The organism is Hafnia sp. HMSC23F03 (assembly GCF_001816025.1).
GTDB lineage: Bacteria > Pseudomonadota > Gammaproteobacteria > Enterobacterales > Enterobacteriaceae > Hafnia > Hafnia paralvei.
Window position 1 is genome coordinate 1 of record NZ_KV824240.1, and the last position, 24,645, is coordinate 24,645.

Annotated in this window: 22 protein-coding genes and 1 tRNA gene; 8 read left to right on the forward strand and 15 right to left on the reverse strand. The window is 47.8% G+C overall.

The genetic code is table 11. From position 1 onward, the window contains the following. Positions 1-382 precede the first annotated feature (382 nt). Positions 383-1,369, reverse strand: coding sequence for a tRNA-modifying protein YgfZ (gene ygfZ, locus HMPREF3091_RS18355; RefSeq protein ID WP_070717853.1), 987 nt, complete (start codon positions 1,367-1,369; stop codon positions 383-385). Between the two features lie 374 nt (positions 1,370-1,743). Between ygfZ and sdhE the strand changes: the two genes are divergently transcribed. After that, positions 1,744-2,010, forward strand: a complete 267-nt coding sequence (gene sdhE, locus HMPREF3091_RS18360) for an FAD assembly factor SdhE (protein WP_008815042.1) — start codon at positions 1,744-1,746, stop codon at positions 2,008-2,010. Next, on the forward strand, positions 1,991-2,404 hold the full coding sequence (locus HMPREF3091_RS18365; protein WP_035503505.1) for a protein YgfX: 414 nt from the start codon (positions 1,991-1,993) through the stop codon (positions 2,402-2,404). The genes sdhE and HMPREF3091_RS18365 overlap by 20 nt, the downstream gene beginning before the upstream one ends. A gap of 48 nt (positions 2,405-2,452) precedes the next feature. Here the strand turns inward: HMPREF3091_RS18365 and fldB are convergent, their stop codons facing one another. Beyond that, positions 2,453-2,971 carry a flavodoxin FldB gene (gene fldB / locus HMPREF3091_RS18370; RefSeq protein WP_070717855.1) on the reverse strand — a complete coding sequence of 173 codons (519 nt, stop codon included), beginning with the start codon at positions 2,969-2,971 and terminating at the stop codon, positions 2,453-2,455. 156 nt (positions 2,972-3,127) lie between these two features. Between fldB and xerD the strand changes: the two genes are divergently transcribed. The 6 genes from xerD to HMPREF3091_RS18400 all read left to right on the forward strand — a co-directional run bounded on the left by xerD (position 3,128) and on the right by HMPREF3091_RS18400 (position 10,002). Beyond that, positions 3,128-4,075 carry a site-specific tyrosine recombinase XerD gene (gene xerD / locus HMPREF3091_RS18375; protein ID WP_004093224.1) on the forward strand — a complete coding sequence of 316 codons (948 nt, stop codon included), beginning with the start codon at positions 3,128-3,130 and terminating at the stop codon, positions 4,073-4,075. A gap of 28 nt (positions 4,076-4,103) precedes the next feature. After that, positions 4,104-4,820, forward strand: coding sequence for a bifunctional protein-disulfide isomerase/oxidoreductase DsbC (gene dsbC / locus HMPREF3091_RS18380; protein ID WP_070717857.1), 717 nt, complete (start codon positions 4,104-4,106; stop codon positions 4,818-4,820). A 5-nt stretch (positions 4,821-4,825) separates the two neighbouring features. After that, positions 4,826-6,559 carry a single-stranded-DNA-specific exonuclease RecJ gene (gene recJ, locus HMPREF3091_RS18385; protein WP_070717860.1) on the forward strand — a complete coding sequence of 578 codons (1,734 nt, stop codon included), beginning with the start codon at positions 4,826-4,828 and terminating at the stop codon, positions 6,557-6,559. Positions 6,560-7,000: 441 nt separating this feature from the next. Next, positions 7,001-8,099 (forward strand): peptide chain release factor 2 gene (gene prfB / locus HMPREF3091_RS18390; protein WP_096079952.1). Its coding sequence is split into 2 segments (ribosomal slippage): positions 7,001-7,075 and positions 7,077-8,099, totalling 1,098 coding nucleotides; the frame shifts between segments, so codons are not numbered across the junction. A gap of 9 nt (positions 8,100-8,108) precedes the next feature. Then, complete coding sequence (gene lysS, locus HMPREF3091_RS18395) at positions 8,109-9,626, forward strand: lysine--tRNA ligase (protein ID WP_004093230.1); 1,518 nt, start codon at positions 8,109-8,111, stop codon at positions 9,624-9,626. Positions 9,627-9,928: 302 nt separating this feature from the next. After that, positions 9,929-10,002 (forward strand) — tRNA-Gly (locus HMPREF3091_RS18400). A 115-nt stretch (positions 10,003-10,117) separates the two neighbouring features. On the opposite strand, the gene HMPREF3091_RS18405 is transcribed toward HMPREF3091_RS18400, so the two are convergent. The 13 genes from HMPREF3091_RS18405 to HMPREF3091_RS18470 all read right to left on the reverse strand — a co-directional run bounded on the left by HMPREF3091_RS18405 (position 10,118) and on the right by HMPREF3091_RS18470 (position 24,634). Continuing rightward, on the reverse strand, positions 10,118-10,759 hold the full coding sequence (locus HMPREF3091_RS18405; protein WP_070717861.1) for a hypothetical protein: 642 nt from the start codon (positions 10,757-10,759) through the stop codon (positions 10,118-10,120). A 215-nt stretch (positions 10,760-10,974) separates the two neighbouring features. Next, a complete protein-coding gene (locus HMPREF3091_RS18410; RefSeq protein WP_070717863.1) occupies positions 10,975-12,705 on the reverse strand; it encodes a flotillin family protein in 1,731 nt (576 codons plus the stop codon). Positions 12,706-12,741: 36 nt separating this feature from the next. Continuing rightward, on the reverse strand, positions 12,742-13,380 hold the full coding sequence (locus HMPREF3091_RS18415; RefSeq protein WP_070717865.1) for an OB-fold-containig protein: 639 nt from the start codon (positions 13,378-13,380) through the stop codon (positions 12,742-12,744). 349 nt (positions 13,381-13,729) lie between these two features. Next, positions 13,730-14,689 (reverse strand): HTH-type transcriptional regulator YidZ, encoded by a 960-nt coding sequence (gene yidZ, locus HMPREF3091_RS18425; RefSeq protein WP_004093241.1) that lies wholly within the window; start codon positions 14,687-14,689, stop codon positions 13,730-13,732. Then, the gene (locus tag HMPREF3091_RS18430) at positions 14,658-15,839 is read right to left on the reverse strand and encodes an MFS transporter (RefSeq protein ID WP_070717868.1); all 1,182 of its coding nucleotides are present in this window, start codon (positions 15,837-15,839) and stop codon (positions 14,658-14,660) included. The genes yidZ and HMPREF3091_RS18430 overlap by 32 nt, the downstream gene beginning before the upstream one ends. Before the next feature lie 186 nt (positions 15,840-16,025). Further along, positions 16,026-17,681 (reverse strand): PglL family O-oligosaccharyltransferase, encoded by a 1,656-nt coding sequence (locus tag HMPREF3091_RS18435; protein WP_246840024.1) that lies wholly within the window; start codon positions 17,679-17,681, stop codon positions 16,026-16,028. Between the two features lie 2 nt (positions 17,682-17,683). After that, the gene (locus tag HMPREF3091_RS18440; RefSeq protein ID WP_004093246.1) at positions 17,684-18,358 is read right to left on the reverse strand and encodes a helix-turn-helix transcriptional regulator; all 675 of its coding nucleotides are present in this window, start codon (positions 18,356-18,358) and stop codon (positions 17,684-17,686) included. Between the two features lie 13 nt (positions 18,359-18,371). Then, positions 18,372-18,920 (reverse strand): fimbrial protein, encoded by a 549-nt coding sequence (locus HMPREF3091_RS18445; RefSeq protein ID WP_004093248.1) that lies wholly within the window; start codon positions 18,918-18,920, stop codon positions 18,372-18,374. Positions 18,921-18,938: 18 nt separating this feature from the next. Beyond that, positions 18,939-19,997, reverse strand: a complete 1,059-nt coding sequence (locus HMPREF3091_RS18450; protein ID WP_070717872.1) for a fimbrial protein — start codon at positions 19,995-19,997, stop codon at positions 18,939-18,941. After that, positions 19,997-20,608 (reverse strand): fimbrial protein, encoded by a 612-nt coding sequence (locus tag HMPREF3091_RS18455; RefSeq protein ID WP_070717876.1) that lies wholly within the window; start codon positions 20,606-20,608, stop codon positions 19,997-19,999. The genes HMPREF3091_RS18450 and HMPREF3091_RS18455 overlap by 1 nt, the downstream gene beginning before the upstream one ends. 20 nt (positions 20,609-20,628) lie before the next feature. After that, positions 20,629-21,390, reverse strand: coding sequence for a fimbrial biogenesis chaperone (locus HMPREF3091_RS18460; protein WP_004093254.1), 762 nt, complete (start codon positions 21,388-21,390; stop codon positions 20,629-20,631). Between the two features lie 47 nt (positions 21,391-21,437). Then, a complete protein-coding gene (locus HMPREF3091_RS18465) occupies positions 21,438-23,912 on the reverse strand; it encodes a fimbria/pilus outer membrane usher protein (RefSeq protein WP_070717879.1) in 2,475 nt (824 codons plus the stop codon). Positions 23,913-24,091: 179 nt separating this feature from the next. After that, positions 24,092-24,634, reverse strand: a complete 543-nt coding sequence (locus HMPREF3091_RS18470; protein ID WP_004093257.1) for a fimbrial protein — start codon at positions 24,632-24,634, stop codon at positions 24,092-24,094. Between the last annotated feature and the right edge of the window lie 11 nt (positions 24,635-24,645).

Here is a 24,645-nt window from a genome sequence, read left to right on the forward strand (position 1 = left end):
CTTCGGCTGAAGAACAACGTGCCGGAAAGGTCAACAGCAAAACATAAAGACCACACTCTGTTTTTGTCTCTTTAATTGTTTAAGTCTTGGCTGGGAGAGCCGCCGATACAGGGATGTATCGGCGGAGTTTGGGGCGCCCTGGATGGGCGATACCAAACCGGAGCGGAGATGGCGTCTCGGATAAAAGCGCGTGAGTGCAGAGACCACGCGCAGGTGGTCTCTGCCCGTACGCCTTCATCGGTGTATCAATGAGGCTCGGTATGAACAGGCGGGCGGAATATTACACAGCAGCCCCATAAACGGCCAGTGTGCGGAACATTACACAGTAGCCCCATAAACGGCAGTGTGTGCAATATTTCCCATCAACGACCGGAAAAAAACCTTACTCCACCAATGAATACGGCAATGCCAGAATAGTCAGCATACCGCCTTCATCATCACGTACTCGCAGTACGCTGTCGGCTTCCAAATCGTTATTTAACACGGCCTGAACGTTTAGAGTGCCGTCGTTAAGCTGGATTGCAGCGAGTACAGTGCCTGTACGGCGCCAGTTTTCACCTAGCTTCAGTTCTAAATCTTCGCCAGCCTGCGGAACTCGGCTTGCTGAGCCTTGCAGCCAATAGAGTGCGCGTTTATTGGCACCACGATACTTAGCTCGAGCCACCATTTCTTGTCCGGTATAGCAGCCTTTTTTGAAACAGATGCCATTCAGAGCCTGAAGGTTGGTTGCCTGTGGAATAAGCTGGCCGCTGTTTGCAACATCGATAACAGGCTGTCCCGCTTCGATATCCAGTTCAACCCACTGCTGACTATCGTTAAATTGGGCACTACCCTGAAGCTTTTCAACCAGCGCTTCAGCCATCGAGGTTGATGTAATCACTAGATAGCGATCCTCTGGCTGGGCCAGATACAGCAATGTTGTCTCTTCATGAGCTACCACCGGCGTCGTCGAGTCAGGCAGTTGTGAAAACAGGGGGGCAAGCGCAGAGGCGGCTTTAAAGCCGGCAACGCCAAGAACGACGGCGTCAGTGTCGGCAGCGATGGTGAGCTTGGAGAACACGGCATATTTCTTTAGTTCAACGATTTGGTTCTCCGCGACGCTGCGACGAAGCAGATAAGAGAAACCTTCTGCGCGGTGGAATAAACGTAAATCGCTCCACATTTTGCCCTTTGCGTCACAGTGGCCACACAGGGTGTGCTCTTGCTCAGTCAGCGCGGCGACGTCCACCGTTAATTGTCCCTGCAAATATTTACCTGCGTCAGGACCTGTCACATTCACCAACTGCCAATCGTTGAGTAGCATAATCGTTAGTGGAAGGTGGCTTGAAGCAACAGGTTGGCGCGGTGCGAAAAGAGAGTTCAAAGTCATGATGGTTCCCTACTAATGCCGTTCCGAAATGGAATTCTTCCATGTTAAGAGAGGGCGGTAGGATTGCAAACGGAAATATTGCACCGTGGCGATAAAAATGGAGTCATAAACGCATATGAATTGTTGAGTGGTCAGAGCAGGGGAGAATTCCGAGTTTCGATAAAAGCCCTATTTTTTCCAATGTTAAAGGCACGCTTTGGTACATAATGCGCTAATAAATATGTCAGTTTGTGAACCTATTTTCTAAATCTTAGCCTGAATCGCGCTAAAATAGAGTCTCGGCGTCTTGTAGAGGCTGGGAACCCAGTATGATATGGGGTGTCTTACAGGATTAATGATAAGAATAAGGCTAACTGATCAGGAGTCGGTAAATCATGGATATAGAAAATAAATCACGAATTCATTGGGCGTGTCGCCGTGGGATGCGTGAACTGGATATCTCTATTATGCCGTTTTTCGAACATGAGTATGATTCACTGAGTGACACAGACAAGCAGACATTTGTACGCTTACTTGAGTGCGACGATCCCGATCTTTTTAATTGGCTAATGAATCACGGCTCACCAAAAGATCCTGAATTGGCGCATATGGTTAAACTCATTCAAACGCGAAACAAAGACCGTGGACCAATGGCGTTGTGATGTGCGGGTGTCATGGCGTACACAACTATTACTGTTGGTTACGCATGGCACTCTGGTTTTATTGATTTTGTTAGCTCCTTGGCCGGAAAACTACAGTATTTATTGGCTCATTTTGCTGACATTAGTGGTATTTGAAAGTATTCGCAGCCAGAAGCAGATTGCTAAGGTTCAGGGAGAGTTGAATTTTCTGGCGGAAAATCGCATCAGTTGGCAGCACCAAGAATGGGAGCTATGTAAGACGCCGTGGATCAGTGATTTTGGCGCTTTGCTACCGTTGAAGAGTTTGAAGGATCAGAATAAAAGAAAGCGTTTGTGGATTGCAGCAGATAGCCTGACGCCAGAAGCGTGGTCTCATTTGCGACGCAGTTTAATGCAGATGCGTCATGATGCTTAACAAAGAATGCCCGAGGTTTTCTATCGGGCATTTTTGTTGGGGCGTGATTTACAGCAGTTCAGCAATTTCTAACATGATCTGTTCGCACCACTGCTCAAGTCGCTGGTCACTGAGATCATATTGGTTGGCCTCATCTAATGCCAGCCCGACAAAGAGCTTACCGTCATCGATAACAGGTTTAGGGCTTGTAAATTCGTAGCCCTCCGTTGACCAGTAACCCACAAATTGTACGCCGAGCGGCAGTAAACGATCGTGTAGCATACCGAGTGCGTCGAGGAACCACTCACCGTAGCCGAGCTGATCGCCCATGCCATACATAGCGATAATTTTGTTTTGCAGATTCAGACTAGGTAGCGCGTCCCAGACCGCCTCCCAGTCTTCTTGAATTTCACCGAAATCCCAGGTCGGAATCCCAAGGATTAAAATATCGTAATCCTCCATCCGTTGGATCGGCACATCTTTGATGTTGTGCAAATCGACTAACTCGGCGCCGAGAATATCGCGGATTTTTTCAGCGGCCATTTCGGTGTAACAGGTGCTGGAGCCGTAAAAAAGACCTATCTTCATAGTTATACCCAAAAACATTCGAGCTGCGGCAAGCCGGCAACTGGGGGATACGAGGGACGCTAACACCACCCGCATTGACATGGGGGGAATTCGCAGCCATCGGGTTACAAATACATAACAGCAGAGTGTATCAGATTTGAATCCGTATCAGGCATAATGCACACTAAACCTAAGTTTGAGCCTTTATATAAAACGGAGTCAGCGGTGCACGAGCAAGATCAGGCACTGATAGAACAATTTCTAGATGCGTTATGGCTAGAGCGTAATTTGGCAGAAAATACGCTGGCGTCTTATCGTCTGGATCTTCGGTCGCTGGCCGAATGGTTGGCGCATCATCATTCTGATTTATTACAGGCTCAGGTCTCCGACCTGCAAGATTTTCTGGCTGAGCGTGTTGATGGTGGTTACAAGGCGACCAGTTCAGCTCGGCTATTGAGCGCAATGCGCCGTTTGTTCCAGTATTTTTACCGTGAGAAGATGCGCAGCGACGATCCTACAACACTGCTATCGTCGCCAAAATTGCCGCAGCGCTTGCCTAAAGATCTCACTGAAGCGCAGGTGGATACTTTGCTGCAAACGCCCTGTATAGAAAATCCGATTGAGCTGCGTGATAAGGCAATGCTTGAGGTTCTCTATGCGACTGGGCTGCGCGTATCTGAGCTGGTTGGGCTGACGCAGGCCGATGTGAGTTTGCGTCAGGGCGTGGTTCGCGTGATTGGTAAAGGGAATAAAGAACGATTAGTTCCGCTGGGCGAAGAGGCGGTTTACTGGATTGAGTATTATCTGGAATATGGCCGCCCATGGTTGCTTAACGGCCAAACAATCGATGTACTGTTCCCCAGTAATCGCGCGCAGCAAATGACGCGCCAAACGTTTTGGCATCGTATTAAACATTACGCGGTGCTTGCTGGAATCGATAGTTCGCGCTTGTCCCCCCATGTGTTACGGCACGCTTTTGCGACGCATTTGCTGAACCACGGGGCTGATTTACGTGTCGTACAGATGTTACTGGGACACAGCGATCTGTCCACCACCCAAATTTATACGCATGTAGCCACTGAACGACTGAAACAGCTACATCAACAGCATCATCCTCGCGCCTGAAGCGATGGGGAATTACAAGGACTATGCAATGAAGAAAGGTTTAATCTGGCTGTCTCTGTTGGCGGCTTCAGTCACCGGTGCCGCACATGCAGGTGACGCGGAAATTCAACAGTCGCTGAAATCGTTAGGCGTGCAAAAAGCAGAAATTCAGCCATCGCCAGTGGCTGGTTTACAAACGGTGTTTACTGACAACGGCGTGCTGTATGTCACTAGCGACGGCAAACATATCCTTCAAGGTCCAATGTATGACGTCAGTGGTGCCGTGCCGGTTAACGTGACCAACCAGATTCTCGTTGGGCGTTTGCAGAAGTTGGCGCCTGAAATGATTGTCTATAAGGCACCGAAAGAAAAACATGTGATTACTGTTTTCACGGATATCACCTGTGGCTACTGCCACAAACTGCATTCTCAGATGAAAGAGTACAACGATCTTGGTATCACCGTACGCTATCTGGCATTCCCGCGTCAGGGCTTAAGCTCGCAGGCGGAAAAAGATATGCAATCCATCTGGTGTATGGCCGATCGCCGTAAAGCGTTTGATGCTGCGTTGAGCGGTGAAGCCACTCAGCCCGCAACCTGTAATGTAGACATCAAAAAACATTATGAACTGGGCGTGCAATTTGGCGTACAGGGCACCCCAGCCATCGTGCTGAATGATGGCACTGTGATCCCTGGCTATCAGGGACCTAAAGAGATGTTGGCGATGTTGGATGCACAGGCAGCAATGAGCAAAGCAAAAGGTTAATAAGTTTGATCGTATCGACACAACTCCGCCGCCGTGAGGCGGTGGAAAATCATGAACTGCCCGAAGATCTTCATCCTCTGCTGCGTCGTGTCTATGCTAATCGCGGCATTCTCAATGCTCAGGAGCTAGAGCGCAGCGTTAAAGGCCTACTTTCATACCAGAAGCTATCCGGTATCGAGCGAGCCGTAGAACTGTTGCATCAGGCGCTGAGTGAGCATCAACGCATTGTTATCGTTGGTGATTTTGATGCCGATGGTGCCACCAGTACCGCGCTGTCAATGTTGGCGTTGCGTAGTATGGGGGCGGCCAACGTCCAGTACCTAGTGCCGAATCGTTTCGAAGACGGCTACGGGCTAAGTCCTGAAGTGGTCGAGCAGGCGGCGGCAATGGGTGCTGAACTGATCATGACCGTCGATAACGGCATTTCTTCGCATGCTGGCGTGGATAACGCTCATGAGCGCGGAATTAAAGTCTTAGTTACCGATCACCATTTACCCGGCGAAACGCTGCCAGCAGCCGATGCCATGGTGAATCCAAACCTCAATGATTGTGACTTTCCATCCAAATCATTGGCCGGTGTAGGGGTTGCTTTCTATCTGATGCTGGCACTGCGTAAGCATCTCTACGAACATGGTTGGTTCGAACAACATGGCATTCCCGCGCCGAATTTGGCTGATTTGTTAGATCTTGTGGCGTTAGGCACGGTTGCTGATGTGGTCGCTCTGGATACCAATAACCGTATTCTGGTTCATCAAGGGTTAAATCGTATTCGCGCAGGGAAATGCCGAGTCGGTATCCGCGCACTGCTGGAAATTGCCAATCGTGATGCGAGACAATTGGTGGCAAGCGATTTGGGTTTTGCGCTAGGGCCAAGGCTAAATGCCGCGGGGCGTTTGGATAATATGTCCGTGGGCGTTGAATTATTGCTGTGTGAAGATATGCCGCAGGCGCGGGCATTAGCCAGTGATTTGGATAGCCTAAACGTCACACGCCGTGAAATCGAGCAGGGCATGCAGGTTGAGGCGTTGCAGATTTGCAGCGAGCTTGAACGCACTACGGTAGAAATGCCGTATGGTTTAGCGTTGTATCACCCTGAATGGCATCAGGGCGTGGTCGGTATTTTAGCATCACGCATTAAAGAACGTTTCTATCGTCCGGTCATTGCTTTTGCTCCTGCGGGGGATGGCATTTTGAAAGGTTCAGGACGCTCGATCCACGGTTTGCATATGCGAGACGCTCTCGAACGTCTAGATTCACAGAATCCCGGTCTGATCATGAAATTTGGTGGTCATGCAATGGCGGCTGGATTATCTCTGGAAGAGTCGCGCTTTGATGAGTTCCGCCTGCGTTTTGCTGAGCTGGTGGGCGAGTGGCTGGATGCCTCTCAGTTGGAAGGCGTGATTTGGTCTGATGGTGAATTGGCGATGGACGAGCTTTCGTTACCAACTGCCGAACTGTTACGCGATGGTGGCCCTTGGGGTCAGGCATTCCCTGATCCGACGTTTGACGGCAAGTTTAAAATTCTGCAACAGCGTTTGGTTGGCGAGCGCCATCTAAAGCTGATGGTTGAGCCCCTTGGTGGTGGACCGTTGTTAGATGGAATTGCGTTTAACGTGGATACCACATTATGGCCAGATCCCAGCGTGCGTGAAGTCGAACTGGCATATAAGCTGGACATTAACGAATATCGTGGCAACCGCAGTGTACAGCTGATGATTCAACACCTTTGGCCGCGCTGACGCGTTCGAATAAAAATCCATGTAATGTAGAAGGGGTAGCACAAGCTGCCCCTTTTTGTTCTCATCATAGCTCAAGCGGTATGACGTAATCGCATTCCACCATACAACCCGAGTTGGGTAGCGCTATGAGGCATCGCTCTTTTATAAGAAAAAGTAATAACTGCGACCCAGCAATAAGCTACACATTTTAGTTTCGTCGATCCTCGTCCGATTTTGCAGCAACAGAGCTTGAAAAGCGCGGAATGACTGCCATTTATAGATGTGAGTTGCTATATTCTGTAAGGGCATTTTGATTGAGTCGAAAACTGAGCGTAAGCGATTTTTTCGTTCATTATGCTGCTTTGAGGCTATTTCTATCGTCTCTTTATGGCGGGTTAGGATTTCCTTTATGGGAATGCTGTGGTTCCGTCTTTGAACACTTAACGAAAGATATAAGAAAATATGTTTGAAATTAATCCGGTAAAAAGCCGTATTCAGGACCTGTCTGAACGGACAGAAGTTCTGAGGGGGTATCTTTGACTATGATGCCAAGAAAGAACGGCTAGAAGAAGTCAACGCTGAGCTTGAACAACCCGATGTGTGGAACGAGCCAGAGCGGGCACAGGCGCTGGGTAAAGAGCGCTCCTCGCTAGAAGAAATTGTTAACACCATCAATCAAATGACGCAGGGTCTGGATGACGTTTCCGGGCTGCTGGAGTTAGCTATTGAAGCTGACGACGAAGAGACCTTCAATGAGGCCGTCGTTGAGCTGGATCAGTTAGACGCGAAACTCGCTCAGTTAGAATTCCGTCGTATGTTCTCGGGTGAATACGATAGTGCCGATTGCTATATCGACATTCAGGCGGGTTCTGGTGGGACAGAAGCACAGGACTGGGCAAGCATGTTGCTGCGTATGTTCTTGCGCTGGGCTGAAGCCAAAGGTTTCAAAACTGAAATTATTGAAGAGTCAGACGGTGAAGTTGCTGGTCTGAAATCTGCGACCGTAAAAATTTCCGGTGAATATGCCTACGGCTGGTTACGTACTGAAACTGGCGTACATCGCCTGGTACGTAAGAGCCCGTTTGACTCCGGTGGTCGCCGTCATACGTCATTTAGCTCTGCGTTTGTATACCCAGAAGTGGATGACGATATTGATATCGAGATCAATCCAGCCGATTTGCGTATTGACGTATACCGCGCCTCCGGTGCAGGTGGTCAGCACGTTAACCGTACGGAATCCGCTGTACGTATTACCCATATTCCGACCAACATTGTGACCCAGTGTCAGAATGACCGTTCTCAGCATAAGAACAAAGATCAGGCAATGCGTCAGCTTAAAGCTAAGCTGTACGAGTACGAAATGCAGAAGAAAAATGCTGAGAAACAAGTGATGGAAGATAATAAATCTGACATCGGTTGGGGGAGCCAGATCCGTTCTTATGTACTGGATGACTCTCGCATAAAGGATTTACGTACTGGCGTTGAAACGCGTAATACACAGGCCGTGTTAGATGGCGACCTGGATAGATTCATTGAGGCAAGTTTGAAAGCCGGGTTATGAGGAAACAATATGTCTGAACAACAATCACAAGGTGCCGAACAGGCTCTTGATCTAAACAATGAAATGCAGTCACGCCGTGAGAAATTGGCCGCGCTGCGCAAGGAAGGGATCGCTTTCCCTAACGATTTCCGCCGTGATGCTACTTCGGACAAGTTGCATAGCCTGTACGACGAAAAGGATAAGGCAGAACTCGAAGATCTGAACGTCGAGGTATCTGTTGCAGGTCGTATGATGACCCGTCGTATCATGGGTAAAGCTGCCTTCGTGACGCTGCAAGATATGGGTGGTCGCATCCAGCTGTATGTTGCTCGTGACGATCTGCCAGAAGGCCTGTACAACGACCAGTTCAAGAAATGGGATCTGGGCGATATCATCGGCGCACGTGGTAAAGTTTTCCGCACTCAAACCGGTGAGTTGTCTATCCACTGTACCGAAATTCGTCTGCTGACCAAGGCTCTGCGCCCACTGCCAGATAAATTCCACGGTCTGGCCGATCAGGAAACACGTTACCGTCAGCGTTATTTGGATCTGATTGCTAACGAAGAGTCTCGCGAGACTTTCCGCATTCGTTCTAAAACGCTGGCTGCTATCCGTAGCTTCATGGTGAACAAAGGCTTCATGGAAGTGGAAACTCCTATGATGCAAGTGATCCCTGGTGGTGCGTCTGCACGTCCATTCATCACTCACCACAATGCGCTGGATATCGATATGTATCTGCGTATCGCTCCAGAGCTGTATTTGAAACGTCTGGTTGTGGGTGGCTTCGAACGCGTGTTCGAAATTAACCGTAACTTCCGTAACGAAGGCGTGTCTCCGCGTCATAACCCAGAGTTCACCATGATGGAACTCTATATGGCTTACGCGGATTACAAAGACCTGATCGTTCTGACCGAAGATCTGTTCCGTACTCTGACTCAGGAAGTTCTGGGCAGCAGCATTGTTCAGTACGGCGACCAGACTTTCGACTTCGGCAAACCTTTCATCAAAATGACCATGAAAGAGTCCATCAACCATTATCGTCCAGACATTAAAATGGAAGATTTGGATGATCTGGAAAAAGCTACCAAAATCGCTGAATCTCTGGGCATTAAAATTGAGAAGAGCTGGGGTCTAGGCCGTATTCAGTGTGAAATCTTTGACGAAACCGCAGAGAAAAACCTGATTCAGCCAACCTTCATCACCGAATATCCAGCAGAGGTTTCTCCGCTGGCACGTCGTAACGATGATAATCCGTTCATCACTGACCGCTTTGAATTCTTCATCGGCGGTCGTGAAATCGGTAACGGTTTCTCCGAGCTGAATGATGCGGAAGATCAGGCTGAACGCTTCCAGGATCAGGTTCGTGCGAAAGACGAAGGTGATGATGAAGCAATGTTCTATGATGAAGACTATGTGACTTCTCTGGAACACGGTTTGCCACCAACCGCAGGTCTGGGTATTGGTATCGACCGTATGATGATGCTGTTCACCAACAGCCACACCATCCGTGACGTTATTCTGTTCCCTGCAATGCGTCCAATTAAATAAATCAACGTACTGATTTAATTTAATAAAAACCTCATTAATGCATTCTGTGCTTAATGAGGTTTTTTTATGCCCGTGTTTATTTCCCTTTGTGCTCATCCGTGTGATTGCCTCGAGAAGGCCACCAGAGGAAGGCTGATGATCTTCTGCGCGCATATCAACGTAGAAAGAGGGGATAGTTTGATTGACTCTTAATTATCTTATGCGGCGTATGGTGCATGTCTATTTGCTTAAATTATAAGCTGTTAGCGCATTTATCTGCTTGCCGGGTTAACATAAGCGGCTATAATGGTGTTCACATTGATGCGGGCGTAGTTCAATGGTAGAACGAGAGCTTCCCAAGCTCTATACGAGGGTTCGATTCCCTTCGCCCGCTCCAAGCTATCTTCAGAAAACCCTTCAAATTCTTTATTTCGCGTAATCTCAATCTCTGTTCTAGCCAATGTTTGTCTGATTTTAGAAATGCTTAGGTCGGTTGTGGGCTATCTGCCGTGTTATATCTCATCATACTCAGCAAGCGGCTTCCCGATGCGTGAACTGTTTTCGTCAGTAATTAGATTGTTTCTCTTTAGCTGGTTCAGCAATGCTCGTTGGCGAATGCTTGCCTGTTCTGGCATCCACGGCAGGATGCGAATGGGGAGTGTTTGTCCTTCAGCTAGGGAATTAAACAGCTGCTGGTTAGTGATCAAATCGGCGCATTGCCACAATCTGCCATCAAACTGAAATTCAAAATAGACGCTGAGTTCCAGCTCATCAATGTGTAGGTGGCGATCCACTTTATCAATATCAACAACGGTTTCATGACATTCTTTATGCGTGAGTTTTGCGGAGAGATTGACTCCATGGTGCTTTAGAAGCCCATTATGGTAGTAGTAACTCACACTGCTGATTGTCGATTTTGCTGCAAAAAAAATCAGGAATAAGCCGGAAGTCAAAAATAGGACGCCGAGCGAAATCGGCATGAGGTTATAAAAAATCCTAGAGCTTTGCCAGTACGTCAATAATAGAAATGCGGATACGGCAATAAAGAGTGAGCCTAAGACTAGGAGCATAAAAAATATCAATGCATGCTTATAAATGACCTGTTGTAACAGCCTTAAATCAATGGGAGGTTTGGTGCGGACTCCATCGCTCATAATGACGTCAATCTCTTATTTTTATTGACAATAAAACGTTATTTTTCAATTTATACATAGTTGCAAAACCTGCCTGAACACATATATCCGACGCTCATGTGTATGAACAGAACTTGCATTTTACGGATGGTTCATGCTATCTAGGCTGCGTCAGACGCTTTTCACAAGTTGCTCCTGATTCGCGAGTGACACAGCCTAGTTATAGTGAAAATAGATTAAGCAGGGCGCGGATGATTTTCGCTATCAACGACGGGTACATTTTCTTGTACTGGAAGATCATTCGCTGTCAGAGCTGCATCGCCAAGGCCATTAGGTAATGCTGCAGTCAGAGCGGCTAATGAACCACCTGAAAGACCCACCTCTTTAAGTAGGGAATCTACAATCGGCGCATGCGTGCGATAGGATAGCGCAGCTGTCATTGCCTGTTCTGCGAGGTTACTTCCACCGACGGTACTTGGTTCAGATGAAGAGCCTGATGTGGCAGAGCCACTACGGTTTAAACCGTCAACCTGAATGATTTTGATACCGTCGATAGATTTCATTGGTTCAACGGACTTCTCAATAATACTTGGCAGGGACTGCAATAGTGCCAGTTTGAATTTTAGGCTGGTTTGATTATCGGACAGTATATTGACCGCATCATTTAATGCCCGTTGTGCCTCAGCTTCAGCAAGCCCTTTTTTCAGCGTCGCCTCTGCAAGTTTAATGATGGCTGCTGCTTGCATTTCGGCTGCTTCTTTCTCGGCCTGCGCCTTCAGCGTTAGCTGTACCGCTTCGGTTTCTGCGGATTGTTTTGCGACGATTAGCGCAACCTGTTTAGCACGATCTGCTTCGGCGGTTTCCCGAGTCGTAACCACGTGTTCTTCGGCGCGTACAGCCTCGGCTAATGCATCGTTTGCTCTTGCCTGAGCTTGAGATTGCTGCTCTGATTTACTGGCAATCGCAATATCTTTATCCTGAGCGGCGATTTCAGTCACCTGTTGTTGCTCAATCTCTTTTATTCTGATTTCACGTTCAGCCTCTACCTTACGAGTACGAACAGCCTGTTCCCTTGCGATTTCCGCTTCTTGAATTTGACGTTCGGTGCTAATACGGCTCTGTTCAGCCTCTCGGCGGCGTTCCGCTTCAAATACGGCAATATTAGCGCTTTGCTCTGCGCTGCGAGTTTTCACCTGCTGCTCTTGGTCAAAAGTCATGAACGATTCTTGTTGCTCAATTTCCAGCTTACGTGACATGGCATCGCGGTTCTTTTCGCGTACGGCGACTTCAATGTCTTGTTCGACTTCGTTACGTTCACGACGGCGGCGTTCAGTTTCCTGAGTCAGCTTTGTTAGACCCTCTGCATCAAACGCATTGTTAGGATCGAAGAATTCTTTCGAGGTTTGGTTAAAGTTAGTTAATGAAACGCTCTCTAACTCCAAGCCGTTTTTGGTTAAATCCTCTGCGACCGTATTCTGTACGCCTTGAACGAAGTGTTCGCGGGTATCTTGCAGATCATGCATCGTCATTTGTGAAGCTGTTGCACGCAGCGCATCCACAAATTTATCTTCGATAAGAATGCGTAGATCTTCCGGTGACAGCGTTCTTTGCCCCAACGTCTGTGCTGCGGTAGCAATTCCTTCAATGGTTGGTTTTACACGCACAAAGAATGCAACGACAACATCGACTCGCATACGATCTTTAGTGATCAAACTGTCTTTCATGGAGCGACTGACTTCCAGTTTGAGAGTATTCATATTGATGTGAATAAGCTCGTGAAAAATTGGAAGTACAATGGCGCCTCCGCTCATCACGACTTTCAGTCCACCCAAACCAGTTCTAACAAAGGATTGCTCTGCAGAAGCGCGCTCATAGAGTCGAGAGAAAATAATCCCGATGACCAATAATATGATTAATACGCCAAAAGAAACAAATCCCCAATAAGGAATGTTATCCATTTCAAACATAAAATTTCCTTGTGATATCATTAAGTAAGATAAATTTTAAAGTAAATTAGGCCACGGGTTTTTGCTTGCTAAAAATCGCGCTGACGTTATTTTTGCAATAATGAGCACGCGTTCTCCCCGCGTAAAAATAACGTCGGGGTTTTCTGGCTCAATCAATAAATAGTGAGATTGTCCGTAGGTATCAACAATTTTACATTCGGCTGACATCCCAGGTTGCTCTGCGGATTGGGTTACAAGAGCCATAGAGCCGACAAAGCTATCTTCTGACACCGCGAAGGATTCATCTTTGGGAAGATAAGGAGCAAGCCATCGCCCTATGAAATGTACGGTGGGCAGTGATAGCACAAATGCAATCAGAGCCATTAAACCTGCCGGTAGCGGCTTTTGAAGCAGGCTAATCATGAGATACTGCCCGCTGATACCAATAATCGCAAAACTGCCAAGCAGTAAAACGAGCATAACCAGCAATGGAAGCTTGCCAATGTGCAGCCAACTCAGAGCCTGTATGAGTAAGTTATCGCCACTGGCAAGATCAATATGAGATCCTAAGGAGGAGTCTAAATGGCTAAATGCACTAGCACCTATTAGTAGCGATAATATTTCCAATACACCAAGAGAAATTATAAACGCAAGCGCGAAGAGAAAAGGGGCATTATAAGCAGACAGTAGTACCACTAGGACTCCTTTCGATGTATGTCCACAATATTGTCATTCTATCGTTATTTCTTGCTTTCGGATATGGAGGGGGAGAAATATAGGATAATTGCTTGTGAAAGATAATTTTCAAAGCATGTTTGCCGCTGAAGCATCAATGTTTAAAATTGCTTTCGTCAAGTATCAGAAATTAAAGTTAGGGTTAGAGAAATATTTCACCTTAAGTCTAGATATCAAAATAAAACAATCATTATCAATATCGTCACGATATAAAGCTGAGATATCACACTATGTGAAGATGTGGTAGGCCGCGTTTACATTTTGACTATGAATGAATTTCTCTTCGATATTTTCCTTTTATGCTTTTGCATCAGGTAAGGTTTTTATAGAGTGCCTTAAGCGTTTCTCGTAACCAGATAATTTTAGGGTTATGGCTGTTGCGTTTATGCCATAGCAGCGTAAAGGGAACCATCAGCTTTTCCCGTAGCGCTTCGTCGAAAGGGAGCGGGCGTGCGACCAAGGGGAGTTGGTGTAATTGATTATAGCGTTGGCAATAGAGGGGCGCGGTCGATATTAGCGAATGACCGGGCTGAGCAGCCATAAACAGCGATTGCTCGAAACCGGGCAGACTCAGTGCGATATTGCGTTTATGCCCCACTTCCTGCAACACGTCATCCAGCGCCCATGTATCGCTTTGCTCCCAGCAAATACTGATATGGGGATAGCGTAAAAAGGTTTCTAAATTCCATTCCTCTTGTAGCGCAGGGTGATCTTCTCGTAGCCAAACCCACGGCAAATCAGAAAACAGAACTTCATAATCGATCGACAAAGGCAACAGGCTGAGCTGTTCGCGCGATCGAGGGTGACTCTCGCGACCAGTGAAGCCAATATCTACTTCGCCGCGAGTAATGGCGTCTAGTGCATCATAATCCCAGTTGCGTACTTTGATCGTCGCTTGCGGATAACGCTGGTAAATCTGCTGTGATAGGGAGTTGAACATGATCATCATTAGCGGAGATTCTGCAACCAGCTCGAATTTGAGACCATGCGGCGTTTCATTATGTGGCTTATCAAGTAACAGATTGCTCATCTGCATCCACTCGGCCAAATTGTGTTCCATACTGATCATCAGCGGCGTAGGCGTTAGCCCCAGCGGCGTATTGACGAACAGCGGATCACCAAACCATGAGCGGAGCTTCGACAGTGACTTGCTCGCCGCCGAAGGCGTTACGTTCATACGCTTTGCCGCTTTGGTTACGCTGCGTTCTTGCATAAGAAGCTGTAGGCATAACAACAAATTAAGATCGAGACTGCTGATGGATTTCTTCATGGTTGGGTACAGGACTCTTGAGCGTAACGAGCATGATCAATGAGAGACTGACTATGCTACAGACAATCAGAATTGCGATCAGCATATTCAGCGCATTGATGCCGAGTATCGCTGCTAGCCAAATCCAGAGTGACGAACCGCAAACTTGGGCGATGCCTAGCACAGAGCTCGCCACGCCCGTGCGCAGTGAGAAAGGTCCTAACGCCTGACTCATGGCCACGCCAAATCCCACAGAGAAGCCCGCGCAGATTAGCGTTAAGCCAAAGAGCGTCGTGGTATTTGAGTTTGCAAGACTTAACACCACGGCGGCGACCAGAAATAGCCCCTGAGACGTCATCATGAGCGTCCGGGGTTTAAACACATCCAGAGCAAATGGGGTTGAGAATGATACTGCCATGCTCACACCCGCCGTCAACGCCATGATCATGGCATATTCTCCCCGCTCGAACCCCATAACCTCCATCAACAATACCGGCGAGGTATTTACAAAGGTGAGGATCACGGACACGCTCAATGTGGTAATGGCTAACCGGCTGAGGAAGACACGGGTGAGCAGTGATTCAGCGGTTATTTGTGAAAGTGATGATGCGGGAGCTGATTCAGGACGAGTCTCTTTCAGAACAAATAGGGAGAGCATACACGCCGAGAAGCCCATAGCCATCATGGTGTAAAACAGGCTTTGCCATGGGAACTTGAGCATAATTAAATGCCCAAGAACAGGGGCTAGAACTGGCACAATGCAGGTAATTCCGTTTAGCAGAGAGAGCACTTTTGCTCGTCGGCGGTCGTCTAGCGTGTCACGCAGAATGGCAAATGCCACGACATAGCAACTACCTGCACCAATGCCTTGAATAAAACGCCCCGTTAGAAACAGCAAGCTATCTTGCGCTAGAGAGCAGAGTAAAGATGCAATAATGAAAATCACGCTTCCCACTATCGCCACCGGTTTTCTTCCCGACCGATCGGCGATTTTGCCTGCAAACAGCATGGCACAGCCCATTCCGGTCAGATAGACAGAGAAGGCGATATGTAATTGTGATTCGCTGGCGTTGAGATCGGCTGCGATGCGAGGTAGTCCCACTAAATACATATCAATTCCAGTGGGGTAGAGCAACACAAGGATAAAACTGCAGATTAGAAAACGTGTCATAGCATCCTCACGAATAGAGTGGCGGCAAGGATAGCGGCAAGGTGTGAGTGAGGCGAGTTGCCATTTGGACAACGCTGATTTCCATATGGGACATCGACGTCAACATGGCCGCGATGTTGAGACGCGTCCAATAAAGACAACATTTTCTAATATGCTAACTTTGTTATTTGTTGTGCCTAGACCGAATCATGGTTGTTCAGTATTGCGATTCACTGTCCATCGAGGATCCGCAGGGAACAGCCAGCGGGCTTCATTAGTGAGTTGTTCCGCCTGAACGGGATCGTTTAAATATGTCGCGATTTGAATGCGAACGGCATACAGATTGTTGTCTGGATGGCGAAGCGTATAGTCTGCGGCCCACTGTTCAACGTTACGCAACGCATTAATATCCTGAACGTGATTAAAGCGTAACAGTTCCCCCATTTGCCGATCATACTCATAGCGATCCTGTTGCAATACCGTCTGCCAAACCGCACGGGACGGGAGCTCATACTGTGTGCCATTCCTTTCAACGTTCGTTAGCTGATTCTGTAGGTACAGGGTTTGGGTTAAAACACCGATGGTGAATACGGTGAAAAATATCATGCCTCCACGGATCCCTTTCATGAACACCGGCATGGTGCTTGTGGAGTACGGACGATCCGCACAGCGCAGCAGAACGATCAGTAAAATCCAGTGTGGGGCCGATTGATATAAGGGAAATTCCGTCATCATATGTAATGCAATAGGAGAGGCGGTTAGCAGCATGGCACGTTGAAGACGTCCCCCATTCAGCCAAAGCGTGATGATTGCCATTAACAGCATTAACATTCCTACGGCGGCAAATATCCCCCCTTCCACCAGCCACAAAAGTATTTCATTATGCGGATGATTGACGGTTCTGATGCCAACGTTAGTGATTTGTCCGCCAAACTGATGCAGAAAAACGGACTCAAAACTGCCAACGCCCCATCCAAACAGCGGATGCATACTGAATAACTGCCAGCTATGCTGCCAAATTAACAGCCGAGTATGGGTACTGTCAGTGTGAGCTACGGTAGGAAACTGTAGCCAAACATGCACGGCAAACGACAGGATGCCCCCAGCTACCAAGCTTATAATGGCGGCAAAGATGATAAAACGCTGCGGCCAAAACAGTCCTAAACAGGCGAGTATGGCCAACGCCGTACTCAGATAGCCAATTTGTGATTGGCATGCGTAAAGAATAAAACCTTGCAGCGTGAGGCTGATATGCAGCAGAGCGCGCATCCACGGGATAGTTTTGCTGCGATATAAAAGCAATAACAGCGTGGCTGCTATGCCGCATGCGATAAAGCTCGCTAAGACATTAACCTGCTGGAAAATACCATAGGGGCGTAACTGCGCGGGTGAAAACTCCCACCACGCTGCAGCTTTGAGATGAAATAGCTGAATAACAGCGATGAAACACTGCAAAACTGACGCTATCCACACTGTGGAGAGTATCGCCAAGAGGTGTTGCCGCCGCCACGGTAACTGGAGTAATAAACGGTAGAACGATAATCCAGCGGCTATACCCATTGCGACGATCAATGCGTCGTTAAACCAAGGTAAAGGGGTCAATAGGGCTCGAATAACCAGCACCGCACATCCAGCGTAAAGCCAGAGCAGTGATGCTGAGCGGCGATACCGCCGCCAGACTGTAGGCGCCTGAATGATAAGTATCGCAAAGCAGCACAAGGCTATCCAACTCAGGATATTCAGGGGTAAAGATAGCCCGCTTCCTCCCATGTTGGGCTGGTAAACGGTCATCACGATACAGCCAAAAAAAAGAGCTGGTACTAATGCGCTATAGTAACCAGCTCGCGGTGAAATTCGGCGCATAGTTAAGCAAACCCCGTTAGGTGGCGGAATGTTTGCGCCAGAGATACTGTGCTGGTCACATTGAGTTTTTTCATTAAGCGCCTTTTGCGATAGCTAACGCTTTTAACGCTGATGCCGCTGTTGAGAGCAATCTGTGTGAGTGATTGCCCCTTGAGAATTTCCTCCATTAGCCACCATTCTGTATGGGTGATGCCATACCTCGGCACCGAGAATGCCTGATTGCGGTAATGCTCAATACTTTTACGGATCATACTGCTGTAATAAGGCGCGCTAAATGAGGTTAAGCGTAGGTGCTCCAGCATGTTGACTAATTCTTGGGGCGGCTCTTTCTTGCAGAACCAACTCGCCAAAGGCAGTTCGGTGAACAGTGCTGACAGCAGGGGAACCTGTCCCTCTTCAACGAGCATAATCAACTGACGTTGTTCACCTTTCAAATATTGGTGACGAAGGAGACTTAACGCTTTAAATCGTGCCTCAGGTAGGCTAGCAATATCACAAAGTATGATTTGCTGTTTATTTCCCCAAATAGGTGTAGCAAGGTGATCGACGAGTTTTTGAAAGTCGCGATCAAAATATTCCAACGTAGATTGTGTGGATATATTTTTGGTATCAATAATTGCTTTTATTCCCTGAACGAAAGAAACGTCACTGTCAAAAATACAGAGTTGGAGTTCCATACAATATTAACCTTTATTGATAAGTCAGCGTATAATTCGCCGTGGCGGTGAATGGCCCCAGTGTTATATCTCCATTTTGCAATGCAGTTGGTTCGCCTGCGACCCAAGCTTGAAATGTTAAATCCATAGAACCGTTAGCAATATTTTCTGCCGTAGTCGGTTTATTGAGTTCTATTGTCGAACCATTGCTTTCTTTTAAACCAATTGCAACCCCTGAAGCTGAACTTGGAGAGACAGGATTTATAATCAGATGATTAGGAAGTTCTGTACTTTCTATTCCACTAAACGTGACTGAAACGGTTTTAAATACGGCATCACTGCAATTTTCTAGAGGTATGGTAAAAGGAACGGGTGGGCTCGTTTTATTACTGTATAAATCTTTAGTAGATATTTGTTTGAAATTAACACCGATTTTATCTCCTCCTGGTTTGACGCTGCACGGCAGCGCCTCCACGGTTCCGTGGAAGCGCATGTCTCCGCCAATGAGCTCTGTCTGCGCGTAGATAGGGCCACTCAAAAGCAGAAAAATAGCGGCACCGTATAATTGATGGCGTTGTGGCATCGTTGCTATTCTCCCTGGTTATTGAAACTGTGCGACGACGGTAGCTGCAGCATCAAATTCCCCTTCAGGAATAATACTGCCCGGTTTCGCAATCGGTGCTGCGGTTAAATTCCATACACCTTGGTTATTATTAAACCCAGGGACGTCGTAGAATTGATTGGGGACTACCGTACTACCTGATGAATCTTTTATGACAATACCAAGATCGCGACGATCGTTTGCGCCATTTGTACCCAAATAGTCAGAGTTAAAACTTGCCACACCAGAACCAGCAGACTGAATACCCAGTTTTATATTAAGGTATCCCGTATCAAAACTGCCCCCTTTACACTGAACTTGAATAGGGACTTGCTGCACATAATTATTGCCATTTAGCTTTTCACTGGTATTAGGAATGGCTCCAAATTCGACGCTAATTGGCGTGCCTTGGTTAATAATACATTTGTCTGGAACGGTAATAATGCCCGAGCGAATATTAATAGTGGATAATGCCTCGCCGGATAAAACGCCCGCGGATAATAATCCACGGCGACCAAATACCTTCACCAGTTCGTGATCGACCAATACAATACCGTTAATAACGGGTTTGGTGATACGGAAGGTTATTTTACCTTTTGACCCCGAGCGCACGTTGTTAAAACGAGATGACGGCGGCTTACAGCTTTCACTATAGCGGTTGGTTTCATCGGTGAAGGGCGACGTTACATACTCGCTTCGATTCCCTGCAATCCAGACCTCTACTTTAACGTCAAAATATTCATTTAAGCGGTAGTAGCCCGGATTTGACGTTGATGGGGTCATGGTTGACGTCGTTGAGTAATAACGAGCGTCATTAATCCGTTGAGTGCAGTATTCGGTGACGCCGAAATTACCGCCCAAATCCCATGACTTAGAGATGGTTCCCCCCACGACGTTGTTGGAGATATCCATCGTTTCCAGATCGAAGTCATACGTATGTGTACCGCTGTTAGGTACGACTTCGCCTTCGATCCAAGCTTGGGCGCTTGATGTATACGCGAGCGCAACAAGAACGAGAGCAGTACTCCAACGGCGGCTAAACTGATTTACTTTTTTCATTACTGATACTCCATGATTAGCCGCAGTAGGCTGCGAAAGTCACCGGCGCTGATGCTCGACTGTGTGGATTCCAGTGCGGCATTAAGCTGTAGCTCGTTATCGCCGGGAGAGAGCAGCCAAGTGTTTGCTTTTTGGTTAAGTGCTAATGCGTGTCCTTTGTCATCAAGCAGGCGAATTCCCGCGCCTTTGACGGCGCCTTGGATACGTAATAGGTCTTGGTTTATTGGAGACGATTCCCCTTCCAAGCGGAGAGAAACCGCCTGTTCACCGCTGGTGTAGCGCTGAGTCGGTTGTCCGACGCTCTGACTTGTTATATCGCTTGCGGACTGAGAGGCGCCCCTCAAACAATCACGAAGGCGCAGTGTGAAAGGAATGAGTTTGCTGCGGTCTCCTGACTGATGAAACAGCCGAGCGCTGATATCTCCCAGATCGATGTATTGCTCACGAGATTGGGGATCGAGCACACAGGGGGCAACGTAAACATTTCCAGAGAAATGCACGACGCCGTTTTCCCCTTCGACTTGACTGAAATCTTGTCGAAAGGTCGGTGCTGCCTGCAACATGAGCGGCATTGCGGCTAATACGATTATCGGTAACCGGAACTGTTTCATCACATCCTCCTTTATGTAGGTCAGCGAGGCTGCTGATCGGCAGGTAATGCCTTACACACGCTTCCTTGGCAGCTGTACTTCAGTTCGGGATGACCGCCATAATCGTTGATGTACATCATCGCGAAACTGCTCACCGCGGAATTAGTGACGTCAATATCGAGTGATGACTTTGGTGCAACCAATACGCCAGGAAACTGGGTCAGTTTGCCTCCGCCTTCTTTCACCGTTTTCTGCGCCAAACCAATAATCGTGATGTAGTAAGGCGTTGGATTTTCAATTGTCATCCGGTTGCCAGATTGCTTATGGAAAACGACTTGGTTTTGCCATATCTCACCTTTGCTCTTTGGCACGATGGCGCTAGGGCGGTAAAAGAGCTTAATGCGTGACTGCATAGCTAACTGCAACACGTTTGGTTTTGTCGGTTTAGGCGGAATTTCTCTGACATTGAGATAAAACAGGCTTTCACGATCCTGTGGTAAATCATCGATGCCATTGGTCTTAGTGACACGAGCCACGCCTTTTTGCCCCCCGTTAATTCGTTGGAGAGGAGGCAGTACGACTAACGGTGAAGTGATTTTTTTGCCTTCAGCATCTTCCACCCAAGACTGGGCTAAAAAAGGAATATCGGGACTGGTGTTGCTCAGGTTGGCGCTGGCCGAGCGATCGTTACCCGTGATAATGAGGCGGGTGCGATCCAATGAAATCCCTGCGTGTGCGCTTCCTGTAATGGCGCTGAATAGGCATAGCGTGCTTAGCCAACGTTTGACTGTTAATTTGTTCATATTATTCCTTTCGCTATTAAGCAGGCCGCCATAAAGCGGCCGTTATTTCACTGGCAAGGCAGTAGTAATTGTTTGGAAGAGTTAAGGTTATGGTCAGGAATTTTCAGTTGGCACTGGCTCTTGCCGTTCCAATTGGCTGAGAGTGTTTCCCCAGGCGTCACACCCGCGATCCACGCCATACCGTTATCCATCATCATGGCCACGCTCACGCCGTCGCGATTGACGATTTCTGAACCAAACGGAGGGAAAGAACCATCAGCAAGGCGAATGAGTGCCATCATTTTTTCACCCTGAGCAACAGCAAAGCGCTGATAACCAATAGCCCCTTCGGTGAGCGTCGTTGTCGAAATTGCTTTGCTGGCTTCGATATCTTCATCCAGCGCATCAACGTCGATTCGAGTATCAAAACTGTTGTAGCTCACGACATCAGGTACGACGGCGACACCTTGGCTGTTGGTCCAAGCATGCTTACCATTAAGAGGAACACCGGCGATGCCGCTGGTATCCACCATGATGCGAGCCGTATCGAGCGTTGCACTGCTGTTATGCAAGGCGGCTCCGTATTGCGTGGCGGTAAATCCACCGCGCATGGTGCCGCCGACAGAAACATAGCGAGATTGCTGATAACTCAAGTTAGCGTTGAGTTCGGCCATCTGAGAGCGATGCTGGTAATAACCGTCCATTGCTGCGCGATCGTTTTGACCTAAACCGGCTCGTACTCGCCACAGGTTGTTGTAGTCGCTGTTATCGCTATAAGACGCTAACTGAGTCGTGCTGCCTGCGCTGTTTTGTAGGTCATAGCCCATCCAGCGGCTATCGCCGATCGGGATGGAGAGCGAGAGGGCAAAACTGTCATCGCGTCGGCCCTGATAGTCTGAACGCCAAGCAGATACGTTCGCCGTGATGCCATTGACACCAGCCAATCGGAAAGAACGCCCAAGCGTGATCCCGTAACGATCTTGCCCGCTGCGATCCCAGTAGTTTTGATGGGTGTAGGTAAGAAACATGGTGGTCGCCCAGTCAGGATTGTCAGCCCAAAAGGTTTTATTACCCGTAATGGTGTACATCTCTTTTTCTCGGCCCACGTTGTCGTATTTCTGGTAACGCTCATCAAGGTATTGGGAGAGAGAACGGAAAGTCTTTTGAGAAAAGCGGTAGCCTGCAAAGGTGATTGCACTGTTATATTCGTCGAAGGTTTTAGCGTAGCTAAGCTTAAAGGACATCCCTTTTTGGCTATCCTGATCGGGGACGCGGCTGATGGATTGCGTCACGTCAGCAGATAATGCGCCAAGCACGTTCAGGTCGCGGCCCAGACCTAAAGACCATGCGTTGTAGTCATTGCCCGTCAGCATGGTGCCTCCGTACAGTGACCATGCATTGCTGATCCCCCATGAGAAGTCTCCGACGTAAAAAGCCGGCCCTTCTAACTGGTGGTTATAGCGTGATGGCTTACCGATAGAGGTGTTGTAGCGCACATAGCCAGGGCGTGTGAGATACGGGATATTGGCGGTATTGACTTGAAAAGTCGAAACCGAACCATCTTGTTCTTCAACTTTAACGTCCAACGTACCGCGCACAGAACTGCGTAAGTCCTGAATATTAAATGGTCCCGCTGGCACGGTCGTTTCATAAATAACGCGGCCACTTTGACTAACGGTGACCTTTGCGTTGCTTTTTGCGATACCGTGAATTTCAGGCGCGTAGCCCTGTAGGCTTGGCGGCAACATACGCTCATCGCTAATCATGTTGATACCGGTGAAGCGTACGGTGTCAAAAACCTGTGAGTTAAGATAGATTTCGCCAACGGTCAGTTTTGACGCCAGACTTGGCAGCGGGCGGTAGGCATACACCTGATTCCAGTCAAGATTATGCTGGCCATCATTGTCGTAATTTGCCTGATATTCACCACGCATACGCCAAGCACCGGCGTTAAAACCGGTTTGACCATAGGCTGACAACGAGTGTGTGCTATCACCTTCTTTAAGCTGGTGAGTCATTTGGCCAGAAAGGCTGTAATCAAATACTAAGCCTGCCACGCCGTCATCCCAGCGTTCTGGCGGTACCCAATCAGGATCGTTATATTTCATCCATGCTTGCGGTACGGTGATATCCAGAATCCCTTCATGGTTGTTGAGTTCAACGCCAGGGATCGCTTTGATGTCGAGGCACTGGGGGTCAACGTGTTGTATTTTCTCCTGTGCTTCTTTTTTTAAAGCGAGAAAATCGACCTGCTCTGGCGTCAAGCAGACAAAGCTGGTGTCAGCATTATTAGCTGTGGCGCGATAGATTACGTTTTGCTGTGATACTGCTTGGCCATTAACACGGATATCTAAAAGATAATTCCCTGGAACGACATAGTTATCGGATGAGAATCTCTTTAAATCGACATTTTTACGATCGGACGCGTCTAAAACGTCGGTGTTAAATTCCACCATAGGATCGGCCGTGACCCTGTCGCTGTAGCAAAACAGGGCGATCAAAACAGCCAGTAAATTTTTTTTCGTTTTCGGTGAATAAAGCATAATATCACTACGTTATATTTTACCGGCTGTCATGCGCAGCCCTTAAGAGCGAGCTAAAACGCCCCCCATCAGATATTTCCTTCATACTTCAAGCTGCATCTTTATTAACGGTGCTTACTTTTTTTCACCCCAATGCGGCTTGAATTATTTTGGATAGACATAGCTAGCCTGCCGTGGAGTTACAGGTAGTCCATGAAAAAACGCGCCGTAGCGTAGAAATCGCCAGCACGAATATTTCGCCCTGTTGAGACGAGTGACGCGCTGAAATTCAAAATGTTGTCACCATCCATCAAGGCATAATCTGGTGTGTTCTTACCCAGCGTTAATATTTCACCATGAGTATCAGCTAATTGAATTGCAAAGCCTCTAGCTTCCCCGTCAATGGCTAATAGTTGGTTATCGGATGAGTCAGGTATGCCGGTGAATGTTACGTTTGCGCTATGGTAATAATTGCCGGGTTTTATAACGCTAGCCAATGCACAACCGGTCAGTTTGATATTAAAATTTTTTGTGAGTAACACGCCGGAACCTTGCGCTATATCCCTCGCTGAGATATTTCCAAACTCGATCCACTGTTCTCGGTAGAGTGGATCAATCACACAGGCAGCTTCGATTAATTCACCTTTCATACTTAGGCTACCCGGTGTTATATTTCCTGTTTGCGCATGGGCAAAGATCGGAATGACACCGATAGCGATATATAGCCAGCTGCGGATAAACATGATGTCTCCCT